The 15,989-nt window shown below is 70.9% G+C and carries 11 protein-coding genes and 1 tRNA gene; 3 read left to right on the forward strand and 9 right to left on the reverse strand.

Going from position 1 to position 15,989, the window contains the following annotated elements:
• Positions 1-93: 93 nt before the first annotated feature.
• The 8 genes from ACFVS9_RS21975 to ACFVS9_RS22010 all read right to left on the reverse strand — a co-directional run bounded on the left by ACFVS9_RS21975 (position 94) and on the right by ACFVS9_RS22010 (position 9,621).
• Positions 94-981, reverse strand: coding sequence for a Bax inhibitor-1/YccA family protein (locus ACFVS9_RS21975; protein WP_383116110.1), 888 nt, complete (start codon positions 979-981; stop codon positions 94-96).
• A 344-nt stretch (positions 982-1,325) separates the two neighbouring features.
• A tRNA-Leu gene (locus ACFVS9_RS21980) sits at positions 1,326-1,412 on the reverse strand.
• Positions 1,413-1,661: 249 nt separating this feature from the next.
• Positions 1,662-4,067, reverse strand: a complete 2,406-nt coding sequence (locus ACFVS9_RS21985) for a glycoside hydrolase family 2 protein (RefSeq protein WP_383116111.1) — start codon at positions 4,065-4,067, stop codon at positions 1,662-1,664.
• Positions 4,064-4,957 carry an ATP-binding cassette domain-containing protein gene (locus ACFVS9_RS21990; protein ID WP_389934673.1) on the reverse strand — a complete coding sequence of 298 codons (894 nt, stop codon included), beginning with the start codon at positions 4,955-4,957 and terminating at the stop codon, positions 4,064-4,066. The genes ACFVS9_RS21985 and ACFVS9_RS21990 overlap by 4 nt, the downstream gene beginning before the upstream one ends.
• Positions 4,957-5,901, reverse strand: a complete 945-nt coding sequence (locus tag ACFVS9_RS21995; RefSeq protein WP_383116113.1) for an ABC transporter ATP-binding protein — start codon at positions 5,899-5,901, stop codon at positions 4,957-4,959. The genes ACFVS9_RS21990 and ACFVS9_RS21995 overlap by 1 nt, the downstream gene beginning before the upstream one ends.
• A gap of 4 nt (positions 5,902-5,905) precedes the next feature.
• On the reverse strand, positions 5,906-6,811 hold the full coding sequence (locus ACFVS9_RS22000) for an ABC transporter permease (RefSeq protein WP_389934676.1): 906 nt from the start codon (positions 6,809-6,811) through the stop codon (positions 5,906-5,908).
• Entirely contained in the window at positions 6,808-7,803 is a 996-nt protein-coding gene (locus ACFVS9_RS22005) for an ABC transporter permease (protein WP_389934678.1), read from the reverse strand. Before ACFVS9_RS22005 ends, ACFVS9_RS22000 begins: the two co-directional genes overlap by 4 nt.
• A gap of 84 nt (positions 7,804-7,887) precedes the next feature.
• On the reverse strand, positions 7,888-9,621 hold the full coding sequence (locus tag ACFVS9_RS22010; RefSeq protein WP_383116116.1) for an ABC transporter substrate-binding protein: 1,734 nt from the start codon (positions 9,619-9,621) through the stop codon (positions 7,888-7,890).
• 224 nt (positions 9,622-9,845) lie between these two features.
• Here ACFVS9_RS22010 and ACFVS9_RS22015 point away from each other — a divergent pair, with 224 nt between their 5' ends.
• The 3 genes from ACFVS9_RS22015 (at position 9,846) to ACFVS9_RS22025 (ending at position 14,398) form a co-directional block, all read left to right on the forward strand.
• The gene (locus ACFVS9_RS22015; protein WP_383116117.1) at positions 9,846-10,865 is read left to right on the forward strand and encodes a LacI family DNA-binding transcriptional regulator; all 1,020 of its coding nucleotides are present in this window, start codon (positions 9,846-9,848) and stop codon (positions 10,863-10,865) included.
• Positions 10,866-11,037: 172 nt separating this feature from the next.
• The gene (locus ACFVS9_RS22020) at positions 11,038-11,805 is read left to right on the forward strand and encodes an ABC transporter ATP-binding protein (protein WP_015577481.1); all 768 of its coding nucleotides are present in this window, start codon (positions 11,038-11,040) and stop codon (positions 11,803-11,805) included.
• Positions 11,806-11,863: 58 nt separating this feature from the next.
• Positions 11,864-14,398, forward strand: coding sequence for an ABC transporter permease (locus ACFVS9_RS22025; RefSeq protein ID WP_389934682.1), 2,535 nt, complete (start codon positions 11,864-11,866; stop codon positions 14,396-14,398).
• Positions 14,399-14,463: 65 nt separating this feature from the next.
• Here ACFVS9_RS22025 and ACFVS9_RS22030 read toward each other — a convergent pair whose 3' ends face one another.
• On the reverse strand, positions 14,464-15,768 hold the full coding sequence (locus ACFVS9_RS22030) for a class I SAM-dependent methyltransferase (protein WP_383116119.1): 1,305 nt from the start codon (positions 15,766-15,768) through the stop codon (positions 14,464-14,466).
• Positions 15,769-15,989: the final 221 nt, after the last annotated feature.

Raw genomic sequence — 15,989 nt, forward strand, 5'->3', positions numbered from 1 at the left:
GATCCCAACGGAGCGCACCACCGCGACAGCACACGGAACGGCCCGCAGGCGCTGTGCCTGCGGGCCGTTCCGTGTGCTGTCGCGCCTACGGGGTCAGTCGTCCCCGTTGAGGATGGAGAGCAGACGCAGCATCTCCAGGTAGATCCACACCAGGGTCAGGGTGAGGCCGAAGGCCGCCAGCCAGGACTCCTCGCGCGGTGCGCCGAAGTTGATGCCGTCCTCGACCTGCTTGAAGTCCAGGGCCAGGAAGCAGGCACCGAGGATGATGCCGATGACTCCGAAGAGGATGCCGAGGCCGCCGCTGCGGAAGCCGAGGCCGTCACCGCCGCCGAAGACGGAGAACAGCATGTTGACCATCATCAGGAGCACGAAGCCGATGGCCGCTGCCGTCACGAAGCCGTAGAAACGGCGGGTGACGCGGATCCAGCGCATCTTGTACGCGACGAGGACACCGGCGAAGACACACATGGTGCCCAGCACCGCCTGCATCACCGTGCCGGGGCTGATGTAGGTGCTGACCGTGCTGGAGATCACTCCGAGGAAGACACCCTCGAAGGCCGCGTAGGCCAGGATCAGCGCGGGCGAAGCCTTGCGCTTGAACGACTGGATCATCGCGAAGACGAACGCCACCAGGGCGGCGCCGATGCCGATGCCGTACGACTTGCCGAGATTGGCCTCGTCGACCGGCAGCAGGGCCCAGGAGAGCGCGGCGGTGAGCACCACGGTGCCCAGCGTCATGGCCGTGCGCGTGACGACGTCGTCGATCGTCATCGCGCCGGAGCGCGCGGGCGCCTGCGGGGCGCCGTACTGGGTGTCCTGCTGGGCGTAGGGGTTCGTGGCGTACGGGTTGGCGGCGGCGCCCTGCGCGTACGGGTTCGCACCCGCTGCGGCGGCCCCGGCCTGCGGCGCCGCGTTGAAGCCCGCGTAGCCGTTGTCGCGGCTGAACCCCCGTCGCGAGAAGACCGGGTTGCTGCTCCTCATCTCACTCCTCCATGGCCACCGTGCGTGGCCTTCCCATAAGAGTAATGGGTAGGCAAAACAATGACCCTAGTGCCAGAGGAGGATCTTTGAGAGAAGATCCATCCACCTGACGTCCCGGTTCGGGGTATGACCTGCGCGGACCGGGGTATGCCGGCAGGTCCGGCACGGGCCGGCCGTGCGGGCGTCCGTCCGTGCCCGGGAGTGGGCGGGTCCGTACGCTCGGTGACCGGGTGACGCCGGCCGGGCGCGCCCCCGCGGGGAAGGCCGGGGGCGGCGGCAGGGGCGTGGTGTCCGGAGGGCGGCCGGAGCGGCGGGAGGCCGGCCGGCCCCACCGACGGTGCGGGTGGTGCCCGGAGCCGGACTCGAACCGGCACGCCCCCGAGGAGGCAGCGAGGTTTAAGCTCGCCGTGTCTGCATTCCACCACCCGGGCGTGGGCGCGCGGCTCCGCGTTTGGCACATGACCCTATCCGGGGGCTCCCTCGAACAGCGGAACAGCAGCTCGATGTTGTCTTATTTTATTGATCGTGTGAGGGTCCGTCAGACACCCGCCTCCCTCTCAGCGCAAGCCCGGCCGGGGCATGGGGGACGAACCCTGGCAAACGGGAATGACGGAAAGTCGCCGCACCCGTACGGCGCATTCGCCAGGGGCCGCGCCACCGTTCGCCAGGGCCGCGCCACCTCACCCCTCGACGAGGTCGTTGACGCACCGCAGGACGGGCCGCGACAGCAGCGCGTCCGGGTCCTTCAGCACCGCCCCCGTGACGTGGAACACGGCGCTCTCGCCGGGCAGCAGCGTGACGAGCATGTCGTCCACCTCGGCCGCCGGATCCAGCCGGTCGGGGAAGAGCGCGACCTCGCGCAGCAGCGTCCGCGCCGTCACCGTGACCCGGTAGCCGATGCCCGATGCGTCACCCTGGGTGACGGTCGCGTCGTACCGGGCCGGCGCCAGGGCGAGGCGGGTGTCCTCCTCGTAGAACTCGACCGTCCGCACTCCGCCCAGCTCGGCCACCAGCACCTCGCGGGTGGCGTCGCCGGGCTCGGCGACCGAGGCCGGCAGGGGCACCCGGGTGACCCCGCGGGCCGCCGTGTCCACCTCGGCCGTCTCCTCGGCCAGGACGGTCCCGTCCAGGGAGCGCCGGGTCAGCCGCAGCACGCCCTCCCAGGGCAGCGCCGAGTCGTTGACCAGGTGCAGGGCGCCGTCCCGCAGGGCGATCAGCCGGTCCGCGTAGACCGAACGCAGGGCGTACCAGAGCGGTTTGCGGCGGCCGTCGCCGTCCACCGCCGCCCAGGAGACGACCGGCCAGCAGTCGTTGAGCTGCCACACGACCGACCCCGAGCAGTACGGGCTGTTCGAGCGGAAGTGCCGGATGCCGAAGGCGACCGCGCGGGCCTGGTTCAGCTGGGTGAGCCAGTGCCAGTCGTCGAAGGACGCGGGGCGCGGCAGGTGGTCCCCCAGCCCGCGCAGCAGCTTCGCGTCACCGTCCTCGGCCTTCTGGTGATGGGCGAGCAGCGGGGCGCCCGGGTCCAGCGGGCCGCTGACGGCGCGGCGCAGGGTGGCGTACGCGGGCGGGCCCTGGAAGCCGAACTCCGCCACGAAGCGGTGGGCGGTGTCGGCGTAGTGGCGGTAGTCCACCCGGTTCCACACCTCCCAGAGGTGGACCGTGCCGAGGGCGGGGTCGTTCGGCGGCAGCTCCGGGGAGCCCGAGTAGGGCGACCCCGGCCAGTACGGGCGGGAGGGGTCGGTCTCGGCGCACAGGGCGGGCAGCAGCTCGTGGTAGTAGCCGTGTCCCCAGGTGCGGCCCTCCAGCTTCTCCTGCCAGCCCCAGTCGGCGTGGCCCTCCAGGTTCTCGTTGTTGCCGCACCACAGCACCAGCGAGGGGTGCGGGGCGAGCCGCACCAGGTTCTCGCGGACCTCCGCGGCCACCTCGTCGTACAGCGGCTGCTCCTCCGGGTAGGCGGCGCAGGCGAAGGGGAAGTCCTGCCAGACCAGCAGCCCCTTCTCGTCGGCCAGTTCGTAGAAGTCGTCGCTCTCGTAGAGGCCGCCGCCCCACACCCGGACCAGGTTGACGCCCGCGGCGACCGCCTGGTCGAGGCGGTCGGAGATCCGCTGCCGGGTGATCCGTGCCGGGAAGCAGTCGTCGGGGATCCAGTTCACCCCGCGGACGAAGACGGGCTCGCCGTTGACCAGGAGGCGGAAGGCCTCGCGCTCCAGTCCGGCGCTCCGGAAGCCCGTCCTGCCGTTCCACGCGTCGTCGCCGAGGCGGACGGTGACGTCGTGGAGCGGCTGCTCGCCGTGGCTGTGCGGCCACCAGCGCGCCGCGCCGGGGACGGCGAGGGTGACGGCGGCGCGGTCCTCGCCCGCCGGGACGGTGAAGTCGGCCCGTTCCCCGGCCACTTCGACCGAGGCCTCCAGGGGGCCGTCGCCCGCCCGGTCGACGTCGAGGGTGAGCGAGAGGCGCGGCACCCCGTCGCCGTCGAGGTCGGCGAGGACCTTCGCCCGGGCGATGCGCGGACCGGACCAGGACTCCAGGGCGACCGGCCGCCAGATGCCGGAGGTGACCAGGGTCGGGCCCCAGTCCCAGCCGAAGTTGCAGGCCATCTTGCGGATGAAGGCGTACGGCTCGGTGTAGGCGCCGGGCCGGTCGCCGAGCTCGTCGCGCAGCGCCTCGGCGTAGGTGTAGGGGGCGGTGAAGCGCACGGTGAGGGTGTTGAGGCCCTCGCGCAGCAGCGGACGGACCGGGAAGCGGTAGCCGCGGTGCTGGTTGGCGGTGGTGCCGGTCTCCGTCCCGTTGAGCAGGACGGTGGCGACGGTGTCGAGGCCGTCGAAGCACAGGTCGGTGAAGTCGTGCCCGTCGTCCGCCCAGGTGAAGGAGGTGCTGTAGGTCCAGTCGGTGCGGCCGATCCAGCCGAGCCGGTTCTCGTTGTCGTCGAGGTAGGGGTCGTCGATGAGCCCGGCGGCCAGCAGGTCGGTGTGGACGCAGCCGGGGACGGTCGCCGGGACGCCGTCCGCGGGCAGTGCCACCGGTACGGCGCCGTCGGCGCGCAGCGTCCAGCCGTCGTGCAGGGGCAGGTGGTGGGGAGTCACGCGGAGGTCCTTCCGCAGTCGGGGAGTCCGGCGCAGGCGACGAAGTGGTCCGGCTCGGCCTCGTGGAGGCCGCTGCCGGGCGCGCCCGCCTCGTGGAAGGCGCAGGCCTCCACGGGTACGGCGGACGTCCAGGGCCGGTTCAGCCGGGGCACCGCGGCCAGGAGCGTACGGGTGTAGGGGTGGAGCGGGTTGCCGAAGACCGTCCGGGTGTCGCCGCGTTCGACGACCCGGCCCTTGCGCAGCACCACCGTCCGCTCGGCGAGGTAGGTGCCGAGCGAGAGGTCGTGGGTGATGTAGAGGACGCCGAGGCCGCGTTCCTTGAGGCCGGCGAGGAGGTTGAGCACGTCGATGCGGGTGGAGGCGTCGAGCATGCTGGTGATCTCGTCGGCGACCAGGAAGCGCGGGTCGAGCAGGAGGGCGCGGGCGATCAGGAGGCGCTGCAACTGCCCGCCGCTGAGCTGGTGCGGATAGCGGCCGAGGACCTGCCCGGGGTCCAGGCGCACGTCCCGTACCGCCTTCTCCACCCGGTCGGCCCACTCCGTGCCGGAGACGCCCGGATGGTAGGCCTGGCGTACGAGGGCGAAGACGCGGTCGGCCTTGAAGACGGGGTTGTAGCAGCTGAAGGGGTCCTGGAAGACGCCCTGGACCCGGCGGTAGAAGTCCTTGCCGGGACGGACCTGTTCGCCGTCCAGGGTGAGGCTGCCCGAGCTGGCCCGGGTGAGTCCCAGGACCATGCGGCCGATGGTGGACTTGCCGCTGCCGCTCTCGCCGATGAGCGAGACGAGTTCACCGGGCGCCGCCTCGAAGGACACCTCGTCCACGGCGGTGACGGAGCCGCCGCCGAAGGCGCCGGCCCGGAAGGTCTTGGTGACGCGGTCGAGGGTCAGCATCAGGCCGCCTTCCAGCATGCGACGGTGTGGCGGGGGGCGACCTCGACGACCGGCGGCTCCTCGGCGCAGCCGCTGTCGGCGAGCGGGCAGCGGGCGCGGAAGCGGCAGCCGGCCGGCGGGTCCAGCAGGGAGGGCGGGGAGCCCTCGATGCCGCTGAGCGGCTTGTCCTTGTAGCGGGCGCCCACCTGGGGCAGGGAGCCGATCAGCATCTTCGTGTAGGGGTGGCGGGGCTCGGCCGTGAGCACCTTCGTGGGGGCCTTCTCGGCGAGCCTGCCCGCGTACATCACCATGATCGAGTCGGCGATGTGCGAGGTCAGCCCGAGGTCGTGGGTCACGAAGATCATGCTGGTGACCAGGCCCTCGTCCCGGAGCCCGGTGAGGGCGCCGACGACGGCCTGCTGGTTGGACACGTCCAGGGCCGAGGTGACCTCGTCGGCGACGAGCACGGAGGGGTCGAGCAGCGTGGAGATCACCATGACGGCGCGCTGCTTCATGCCGCCGGACAGTTCGATCGGATAGCGGTCCAGGACGTCGGGCTCCAGTCCGACCAGCGCGAGCCGGCGGCGCAGTTCCCCGGTGTCCACGGTGACGCCCCGCGAGGCGAGGAGTTCGCGGATCATGCGGCCGATGCGGCGGGTCGGGTTGAGCGCGCTCATCGAGTACTGGGGGACGAGCGAGATCCGGTGGAAGCGGTAGGCGTTCATCGCGCGGTCGTCGGACAGCGGCAGTTCGTCGCCGTCCAGCGTCACGGTGCCCCCGACGTGCCGCATCCGGCCGTCGAGCCGGATGAGGGACTTGCCCAGGGTCGTCTTGCCGCAGCCGGACTCACCCGCCAGGCCCAGGATCTCGCCGTCCGCGAGGTCGAAGCCGACGCCGTCCAGGGCCCGGACCTCGCCACGCAGCGTGCGGTAGTGGACCCGCAGGTCGTTGACGGTCAGGGTCATGTGCTCAGGACTCCCTCAGCTTCGGGTTGAAGACCTCGTCGAGGCCCACGTTGGCGACGTAGAGCGCGCCGACGATCGCGGTGATCCCGGCACCCGGCGGGAGGAACCACCACCACATGCCGAGCTGGAGCGCGCTCCACTGCTGGGCGCTCTGGAGCATCAGGCCGAGCGAGACGCCCTCCGTCGGGCCGAGCCCGATGAAGTCCAGCGAGGACGCGATGAGGATGGACCCGCCGAAGAGCAGGATGAACGTCATGAAGAGGTACGAGCTCATGTTGGGCGCGATCTCGCGGAAGACGATCCGCCAGGTGCCGCTCCCGCTGAGCCGGGCCAGGTCCACGAACTCCCGGGTGCGCAGCGAGAAGGTCTGCGCCCGGATCGCACGCGCCGCCCAGGGCCACGAGGTCAGGCCGATGAACAGGCCCTGCACGGCGACGCTGCGCACCCCCAGGTAGGCGTTGATGATCAGCAGGACGGCGAGCGCGGGGATCACCAGGACGACGTTGGTGAGCATGTTGAGGATCTCGTCGGTGACTCCGCCCCGGTAGCCGGCGAGGAAGCCGACGACCATGGCGATGACGGCGGCGATGGCCCCGCCGACGACGCCGACCAGGAAGGTGGCGCGCAGCCCGTGCACGAACTGCGCGTACACGTCCTGGCCGAAGGTGGTGGTGCCCATCCAGTAGGTGCCGTCCGGCGGGGCCGCCTGCGGGCCGACGTACTCGTTCGGGTTGCCGTTGTCGAGCAGCAGCGGTCCGAGGAGGCCGGTCGCGAGCAGGACGGCGACCAGGCTCACGCCGATGATCAGCTTGGGGTTGCGCACCGCGTAGTGCAGCGACTCGCGGCCGGGCCCCGCCGGGGGCGGCCCGGCGGAGGGCGCCTCGGGGGCCGGGTCGGGCAGTGTGCTCATGACGTGCCTCCTGCCATGCCCGTACGGGTGCGGGGGTCGACGACGACGTACACGATGTCGATGAGGAAGTTGGCGATCAGTACGCCGATGACGATGAACAGGAACGCGCCCTGGAGCAGGAAGAAGTCCTGGTTCTGGATCGCGGCCAGGATCAGTGAGCCGAGCCCCGGGTAGGCGAAGACGATCTCGGTGACGAGCGCTCCGGCGACCAGCACGCCCAGCTGGAGCGCCAGTCCGGTGATCTGGGGCAGGACGGCGTTGCGGAAGGCGTAGCGGCGGATGAGCCGCTGGGGTGCGCCGAGGGCCGACAGGTACGACGCGTAGTCGGACTCCAGCTCGTAGATGATCATGTTGCGCATGCCGATGGCCCAGCCGCCGAGCGCGACGAGGAACAGCGAGAGGAACGGCAGCACCCAGTGGTGCAGGACGTCCAGCGCGAAACCGGCGCTCCAGCCGGGCTGGATGTCCAGGCTGTAGCCGCCGGACAGGGGGAACCAGCCGGCCTTGGCCCCCAGTGCCCAGGCGAGGATGACGGCGATCCACATGTACGGCATGGCGGTCAGCAGGTACCCGGCCGGCAGCACGGTGTTGTCGAGGACCTTGCGGCGGGCGGACAGCGCGCCGATCCAGTTGCCCGCGAACCAGCTGAGCAGGACGGCCGGGATCATCAGGCCGAGGGTGTACGGCAGCGCGTCGAGCAGGACGTCGCCGACGGGCGTCGGGAAGACGAAGACGGAGATCCCGAAGTCGCCCCGGAGCAGCGCGCCCCAGAAGTGCAGGTACTGCTGCCAGAGGGGTTCGTCGAAGCCGAACAGGTTGTTGTAGTAGGTGCGCATCGCCTCGGCCGCCTCCGGCTGCGAGACGCGGGCACGGGCGACCATGGCGGAGACCGGGTCACCGGGCATGAAGCGCGGGATCATCCAGTTGACGGTGACGGCGACGACGAAGGTCAGTCCGTAGACGAGAAGTTTGCGGGCGAAGTAGCGGCGCAAGGGTGCTCCCCTGGTGGAGAGCCCCGCCGTACGCACGCGGTCAGGTGGCGCGCGCACGGCGGGGCGGTCATGGAGTCGGCGGCGTCACGTGGCGGGCTTCAGCTGGGTGAGCGTCTCGAAGCCGCCCATCTCCAGCCAGTTGCGCCACAGGGCCGGTGCCGTCTTCGGAGCTCCGGCGGCGTCCGACGGCCAGTTCTTCCAGGTGCCCGTGGTGGACTGCGACCAGAGGCCGTTGTACCAGAGCGGGATGATGGGCATCTCGGTCAGCTGGATGTCCTGGATCTTCGAGACGGCGGCCTTCATGCCCGCCGTGTCGTCGGTCTTCACCCCGCCGAGCTCCTGCACCAGCTTCCAGGCCTCCGGGTTCTCGTACCGCCCGAAGTTCACCGTGTTCTGCTGCTTCTGGACCGGCAGCTGGAAGATGTAGTCGTAGTACGTCCAGGGCGTGTTGGAGAGCTGGCGCTCGTTGTTGATGACGAGGTCGAAGTCACCCTTGCCGCGCTGCTCGTTGAGGGCGTTCTGGTCGGGGAACTCGGTGGTGATCCTGATGCCCGCGTCCTTGGCCCCGGCGGCGATGACCTTGGCGGCCTCCATCCAGTCGGTCCAGCCCGAGGGCACGGCCAGCTTCAGGCCGAGGGCGGAGCCGTCCTTGTTCTCGACGAAGCCGTCACCGTCCGCGTCCTCGTACCCGGCGTCCGCGAGCTCCTTCCTCGCCGCGGCGGCGTCGTGCGTGAAGCCCTTCCCGGCGATGAGGGCCTTGTCCTCGTACTGCTCCCACTGGGGCAGCAGTCCGGTCGGGGAGGCGGGCTTCACCAGGTCGCCGTACACCCCCTTGACGATCTTTCCGGTGTCGACGGACGCGGCGAGCGCCCGGCGGAAGGCGGCGTCGTCCATCGGCTTCTTCGTGGTGTTGGGCACCAGCCAGGCGGTGTTGGCGGACAGCATGTAGGGGGCCTTGTCGTAGTAAGACACGACCTTCTTGCTCTTGACCAGTGAGGACGCGCCGGGCAGGAAGTTGTTGCTGAGGTCGAGCTGGCCCTGGCCGAGCTGCCCGATGACCACCTCGTTGCTCGGGTTGGAGACGTCGACGATGTAGCGGGGGGCCGGGGTCATGTCCAGCGCCTTCGTGCCCCACCAGTCGTCGCGCCGCTCCCACACGACCCGGTCCTGGGTCTTGCTCTTCAGCCGGTACGCGCCGGTGCCGACCGGCTTGTCGTTGACGCCGTTGAGGATGTCCTCCTCGGTGCGGGAGCCCCAGACGTGCTCGGGGACGACCGGCTGGCCGTAGAGGGTGTAGTCCCACTCCTGGTAGCGGGCCTCCTTGAAGGTGAAGCGGACCGTGGTGCCGTCCACGGCCTCCGCGCCGGACAGCCAGCTCCACAGCGAGTGGAAGGCGGAGGCCTCGATCTTGCCGAGGCCGTAGGAGTACGCCACGTCCTTCGCGGTCAGCGGCTCGCCGTCGGCCCAGGTGATGCCCTGGCGCAGCTTCACCTCGTACGTCTTGTCCCCGGTCCAGCCGCCCGACTCGGCGAGCCAGGGCGTCAGCCTGCCCTCCTGGGGGTCGAAGTGGAACAGGGTCTCGTAGACCAGCCCCTTGGTGCCGGTCGCGTGGTCCCAGTTGCGCAGCGGGTTGTAGTTGGCCGGGGGCCCCCACTGGGTGCCGGTCGTGTAGAGCGTCTCGCCGCGCGGCAGCGAGCCGCCCTTGCCGGCCGGGCCACCCGTGCCGCCCGCACCCGATCCGCCTCCCGTGCACGCGGTCGCGGCGAGTGTGAACACGGCGAGCGCGGTGGCGACCCGCATCCGGGTACGCGTACCCATAGCCCCTCCTCTTCCCCCCGCCGTCCCTGCCGAGCGGAGTTACTGAACCGGGTAAGTGCCCGTGAAGGTATGGGGGCCCCGGAGGAGTGTCAAGGGTGCGGGAGCGCTCCCATCCCTCTTGTTTCAGGGACTTTCAGAGAGGTCTGGACCGCCGACGGGAAGACGGAGGTCAGGGACCTGCGGCTAGGATGCGTGCTGAACACGAACCGGTTAAGCGAGGTCCCATGTCCAAGCACCGCCCCACGATCGCCGACATCGCACGCCGCGCCGGGGTATCGAAGGTCGCGGTGTCGTACGCCCTGAACGACCGCCCGGGCGTCTCCCCCGCGACCCGCGCCTCCATCAAGGCCATCGCGCAGGAGATCGGCTGGCGCCCCAACAGCGCGGCCCGCGCCCTCACCCGCGCACGGGCCGACACCGTGGGCCTGGCGCTGTCCCGCCCGGCCAGGATGCTCGGCGTGGAGCCGTTCTTCATGGAGCTGATCAGCGGGATCGAGACCGAGCTCTCCGCCCGGGGCTGCGCCCTGCTCCTCCAGGTCGTCGCCGACCCCGCGCAGGAACTGGAGATGTACCGCCGCTGGTGGGGCGAGGGCCGGGTGGACGGGGTGTTCCTCGCCGATGTGCGCTCCCCCGATCCGAGGATCGGGGGCGTCGCCGAGCTGGGCATGCCGGCCGTCGTCATCGGCGATCCCTCGGCGGCCGGGACCCTCACCCCCGTGTGGTCGGACGACTCCGCGGCCCTGCGGGACACCCTGACGTACCTGTCCGCCCTCGGACACCGCTCCGTCGCCCGGGTGGCCGGACTGCCCGAACTGGCCCACACCCGGCTGCGCGACAGCGCTCAGCGCGAGATCAGCGCGGAACTCGGACTGGACGAACCGGTGGTGGTGCACACCGACTACTCCGGCGAGGAGGGCGCGCACGCCACCCGGCGGCTGATCGGCTCCGCCCCCCGGCCCACCGCCGTCCTGTACGACAACGACATCATGGCCGTCGCCGGACTTTCGGTCGCCCAGGAGATGGGGCTGGACGTGCCGGCCGACCTCTCGCTCGTCGCCTGGGACGACTCCCAGCTCTCCCGTGTCGTACGCCCTCCGCTGACCGCCCTGAGCAGGGACATCCCCGCCTACGGCACCCATGCGGCCCGCACCCTGCTGACGATGGTCGCCGACGGCTCGGCCCCGGGGTTCGAGGACGCGGCGGCCCGCCTGGTGCCCCGCGGGTCCACCGCCCCGCCCCGCTGAGGGGACCGGGGCACTCAGGGTCGGTCTCCTACCTCAGGTGTACGCCGAGGCCCGGCGGGTGCGACTCAAGAGGGCCCCGGGAACGGGTACGAGGACTGACGACCCGGCACGGGTACGGAGGCGAGGATGAAGGGGTCCCCGCGAACCTCTCGTCCGAACCTGGAGTACCCCTGTGACCACCACCACCGTCCACCGCACCACCGCGGTCGCCGCCCGCGCCACGGAGCTGTCGAAGGTCTACGGCCAGGGTGAGACCCAGGTCGTCGCCCTCGACCGGGTGACCGTGGACTTCCCGCAGGGCGAGTTCACCGCGATCATGGGCCCGTCGGGTTCCGGCAAGTCCACGCTGATGCACTGCGTGGCCGGCCTCGACAGCTTCAGCAGCGGCTCCGTGCGCATCGGCGAGACCGAACTGGGGACGCTGAAGGACAAGCAGCTCACCCAGCTGCGCCGGGACAAGATCGGCTTCATCTTCCAGGCCTTCAACCTGCTCCCCACGCTGACCGCGCTGGAGAACATCACGCTGCCGATGGACATCGCCGGGCGCAAGCCCGATGCCGCCTGGCTGCAGAAGGTCATCGACATGGTGGGCCTCTCGGAGCGGCTGAAGCACCGCCCCACGGAGCTCTCCGGCGGCCAGCAGCAGCGCGTCGCGGTGGCCCGCGCCCTCGCCTCGCAGCCGGAGATCATCTTCGGTGACGAGCCCACCGGCAACCTCGACTCCCGCTCCGGCGCCGAGGTCCTCGGCTTCCTGCGCAACTCGGTGCGCGAGCTCGGCCAGACCGTGGTGATGGTGACCCACGACCCGGTGGCCGCCTCCTACGCGGACCGCGTGGTCTTCCTCGCGGACGGCGCGGTCGTCGACCAGATGCTGAACCCCACCGCCGACGGGGTCCTCGACCGGATGAAGGCGTTCGACGCGAAGGGCCGCACCAGCTGACGCGGCACCGCCGCCGCTCCCCTCCCCCCTTCCGGAACCCATCCCAGGACACACAGACATGTTCCGTACCGCCCTGCGCAATGTGCTCGCGCACAAGGCCAGGCTGCTGATGACCGTGCTCGCCGTCATGCTCGGCGTAGCGTTCGTCTCCGGCACCCTCGTCTTCACCGACACCCTCGGCAACGCCTTCCGCAACCAGTCGGCCAAGAGCTACGACGACGTGGCCGTCTCCGTCAAGACCTGGGCCCAGCGCGGCGACGACGAGGCCGCCGGCGTCGACGAGGCCACGCTCAAGAAGATCCAGGACCTCGACGGCGTGGCGGGGGCCACCGGCCGCGTCTCCGGGTTCGCCGGCGTCGCCGACACCGGCGGCAAGCTCATCGGGGACGGCTGGTCCAACACGGGCTCCAACTTCTCCCCCGGGGCCGGCGGCAAGGACTCCCAGTACACGTTCACCGAGGGCACGGGGCCGGTGCGGCCCGGCCAGGTCGCCCTCGACAAGGAGACCGCCGCCAAGGGCGCGTACCGCGTGGGCAAGCCGGTGCGGGTCGCCACGAACGGTCCGGTGAAGGAGTACACCCTCTCCGGGATCTTCACCACCGAGGACGGCGCGGTGAACGCCGGCGGCAGCCTGGTGCTCTTCGACACCGAGGTCGCCCAGCAGCTGTACCTGCGGCCCGGCGAGTTCAGCGACGTCACCGTGGCCGCCACGGCGGGTACGTCCGACCAGAAGCTCCTGGACGCGGTGAAGCCCCTCATCCCCGAGACCGCCGAGGCCAGGACGGGCGCGGAGCTCGCGGACGAGGAGGCCAGGATGACCGAGTCCGGCCTCAAGAGCCTCAACGCGATGCTGCTGGCCTTCGCGGCCATCGCGCTCTTCGTCGGCGTGTTCCTGATCGCCAACACCTTCACCATGCTGATCGCCCAGCGCACCAAGGAACTCGCCCTGATGCGCGCGGTCGGCGCCTCCCGCCGGCAGGTCAAGCGGGCCATCCTGCTCGAAGCCGGCGTGGTCGGTACGGTCGCCTCCGTGATCGGCTTCGCCCTCGGCGTGGGCCTCGCGGTGGGACTGCGTTCCGCGATGGGCATGTTCGGCGGGAAGATCCCGGCCGGCCCGCTGGTCGTCTCCCCCACCGCGGTCGGCTCGGCGTTCGCCGTCGGCGTGCTGATCACCGTGTTCGCCGCCTGGCTGCCCGCCCGCAGGGCCGCCAAGATCCCGCCGGTCGCGGCGATGAGCAGCGTCCACGCGGTGGCCACCACCAAGTCGCTGGTCCTGCGGAACTCCTTCGGCGCGGTGCTCACCCTCATCGGTTCCGCCCTGATCGTGGCCGGTGCGGCCCAGGGTGACGAGAACGGCCGCTGGCTCCTCGGCGGCGGGGCCTTCTTCGCCCTCACCGGTGTCATCGTCCTCATCCCGCTGCTGTCCCGTCCGGTGATCGCGCTGGTGCGTCCGCTGCTGGGGAAGCTCTTCGGGGTCTCCGGCAAGCTGGCCTCGCAGAACGCGGTCCGCAACCCGCGCCGCACCGGGGCCACCGCCTCCGCGCTGGCGATCGGCCTCACCCTGGTCACCGGCATCTCGGTGCTCGGCGTCACGCTCGGCCAGGCCATCGACAAGATGACGACGGACAACATCCGGGCCGACTACATGGTCTCGATGGCCAGCGGGGACTCGCTCGACGAGTCGGCCCTCACCGCCCTGCGCAAGGCCGACGGGGTCGCGGCGGCCTCCCCCCAGCGGTCCGTCTGGCTCCTCGTCGGCAAGGACGAGAAGGGGGTCCCGGCCTCCGGGGTCACCCCGGGCGACGTCGAGAAGGTCTTCGACCTGAAGACGGTCTCCGGCTCCCTGTCCTCGCTGAAGGACGGCGAGATCGCCGTCGACAGCAAGACCGCGCGGTCCAACGGCTGGAAGACCGGTGACAGCGTCCCCGTGTCCTTCCAGGACGAGAAGAAGGAGACCCTGAAGGTCGGTGCGCTCTACGAGGGCAACGAGTTCCTCTCCCCGGTCCTGATCTCCGAGACCGTCGTCGCCCCGCACGAGAGCGCCGCCGACATCCGCGAGGTCTGGCTGGCCATGGAGGGCGGCCAGAGCGACGCCAACGAGAAGGCCGTGGTCGACGCGCTCGGCGACAACCCGGCGATGAGCATCGTGGACCGCCAGGGCATCCGGGACATGTTCGGCGGGTTCATCAACACCGCGCTGAACATCATGTACGCCCTGCTCGCGATGGCCCTGGTGATCGCCGTCCTCGGTGTCGTCAACACGCTGGCCATGTCCGTCTTCGAACGCCAGCAGGAGATCGGCATGCTGCGGGCGATCGGCCTGGACCGGCGCAGGGTCAAGCGCATGATCCGGCTGGAGGCCGTCGTCATCTCGCTCTTCGGAGCGGTGGTCGGGGTCGCCCTCGGTACGTTCCTGGGATGGGCGATCGGCAAGAGCCTGTCCGCGGACATCCCGGGCTACGCCCTGGTCATCCCGTGGGACCGGATCGCGGTCTTCCTGGCGCTGGCGGGACTGGTGGGCGTGCTGGCCGCGCTGTGGCCGGCCCGCAGCGGCGCGAAGCTCAACATGCTGACGGCCATCAAGACCGAGTAGACGAGGCGCACGGATCAAGGGCCGGTACCCGCACCCGCGGGTACCGGCCCTCCGTGCTTCCCGGATCAGCTCCTCGCCGACGCCGTCCAGTCGCGGGCCCGCAGCGGCATCCCCGCGGCGCCGCCCTCGCGCGGACGCACCGCGAGGATCTGGTTGACCCCGATCTTGTTGTGCTCGAAGGAGAGCGCGGAAGCGGCCATGTAGAGCCGCCACACCCTGGCCCGCCCGGGCGAGGTGGCCCGTACGGCTCTCTTCCAGTGCTTCTCCAGATTGGCCACCCAGTGGCGCAGGGTCAGTGCGTAGTGCTCGCGGATCGCCTCGACGTCCCGGGTCTCGAAGCCGGCCTCCTCCAGCGTGGCCACCGTGCGGCCCACCGGCGCCAGTTCACCGTCGGGGAAGACGTACGCGTCGATGAAGTCGTCGACACGGTAGGCCGACTCGTCCCTCTCGGGGCGGCGGGCGATCTGGTGGTTGAGCAGCCGTCCGCCCGGCTTCAGCAGGGCGTAGAGGTCGTCGGCGTACTCACGGAAGCGGACCGAGCCCACGTGCTCGGCCATCCCGATCGAGGAGATGGCGTCGTACGGGCCGTCCCTGACGTCCCGGTAGTCCTGGACGCGGATCTCGATCCGGTCGGTGAGGCCCTCCTCGGCGATGCGCTTGCGGGCGAAGGCGGCCTGTTCGGTGGAGAGGGTGACCCCGGTGACCCGGGCGCCGTACTCGCGGGCGGCGTGGATGGCCATGGAGCCCCACCCGCAGCCCACGTCGAGCAGCCGGTCGCCCTCCTGGAGGGCCAGCTTGCGGCAGACGAGGTCGAGCTTGTCGCGCTGGGCGTCCTCCAGGCCGGCGCCCTCCTGCCAGTAGGCGCAGGAGTAGACCATGGACGGGCCGAGGACCATCGCGTAGAAGTCGTTGCCCACGTCGTAGTGGTGGCTGATGGCCTGCTTGTCCCGGCGCCTGGTGTGGAGCGCGCCGGTGCGGCGGTGGATCTCCTCGGCGGGCGGGGGCGGCGGCGGCCAGGGACCGGCCAGCCGCACGAGGCCCCGGCCGAACGCCCGCACCTTCGGGTCGCGGACGGGGTGGACGCTGTCCTTGGCGTCGGCTCCGCGTTCCCAGAGGAGCGAGGCCAGGGCGTCCAGTACGGCGTACAGGTCACCGTCGACGTCGATCTCGCCGGCCACCCAGGCGCGGGCCAGGCCCAGCTCGCCCGGCTTCCAGAGGAGACGGCGAAGGGCACGGCGGTGGCGCAGTACGAGGGTGGGGGCGTCCGGCGGCCCGGATTCGCTGCCGTCCCAGGCCCGGATCCTGACCGGCAGGGACTCTCCCAGCAACTCTTCGGCGAGAGCGGTCAGCCGCGATGCGGCGTCGGCCATGGTGCACACCTCCGTGGTGGTGTTTCCGAATGTGCCTAAATTCGCATATACGCACCCGAACCGGGCCGCGACACCTCGGGGCCGCGGCGAGGTACACCAGCCTCAACGCCGCCCGGCGCCCCCGCCATCCCGCCCCAGGGCAACGGAACGGCAAAATACCTGCACTCACCACCTAGTTGGTGGCGGCGGGGCACACCGAAGGGGCCGCCCGCACCACGGAT

This window comes from Streptomyces sp. NPDC058008 (assembly GCF_042886395.1).
GTDB lineage: Bacteria > Actinomycetota > Actinomycetes > Streptomycetales > Streptomycetaceae > Streptomyces.

Bases quoted from the DNA above. Each gene is read 5' to 3' on its own strand.
- ACFVS9_RS21975 (WP_383116110.1), bottom strand. From the start codon at position 981: ATGAGGAGCAGCAACCCGGTCTTCTCGCGACGGGGGTTCAGCCGCGAC.
- ACFVS9_RS21990 (WP_389934673.1), bottom strand. From the start codon at position 4,957: ATGCTGACCCTCGACCGCGTCACCAAGACCTTCCGGGCCGGCGCCTTC.
- ACFVS9_RS21995 (WP_383116113.1), bottom strand. From the start codon at position 5,901: ATGACCCTGACCGTCAACGACCTGCGGGTCCACTACCGCACGCTGCGT.
- ACFVS9_RS22000 (WP_389934676.1), bottom strand. From the start codon at position 6,811: ATGAGCACACTGCCCGACCCGGCCCCCGAGGCGCCCTCCGCCGGGCCG.
- ACFVS9_RS22010 (WP_383116116.1), bottom strand. From the start codon at position 9,621: ATGGGTACGCGTACCCGGATGCGGGTCGCCACCGCGCTCGCCGTGTTC.
- ACFVS9_RS22015 (WP_383116117.1), top strand. From the start codon at position 9,846: ATGTCCAAGCACCGCCCCACGATCGCCGACATCGCACGCCGCGCCGGG.
- ACFVS9_RS22025 (WP_389934682.1), top strand. From the start codon at position 11,864: ATGTTCCGTACCGCCCTGCGCAATGTGCTCGCGCACAAGGCCAGGCTG.
- ACFVS9_RS22030 (WP_383116119.1), bottom strand. From the start codon at position 15,768: ATGGCCGACGCCGCATCGCGGCTGACCGCTCTCGCCGAAGAGTTGCTG.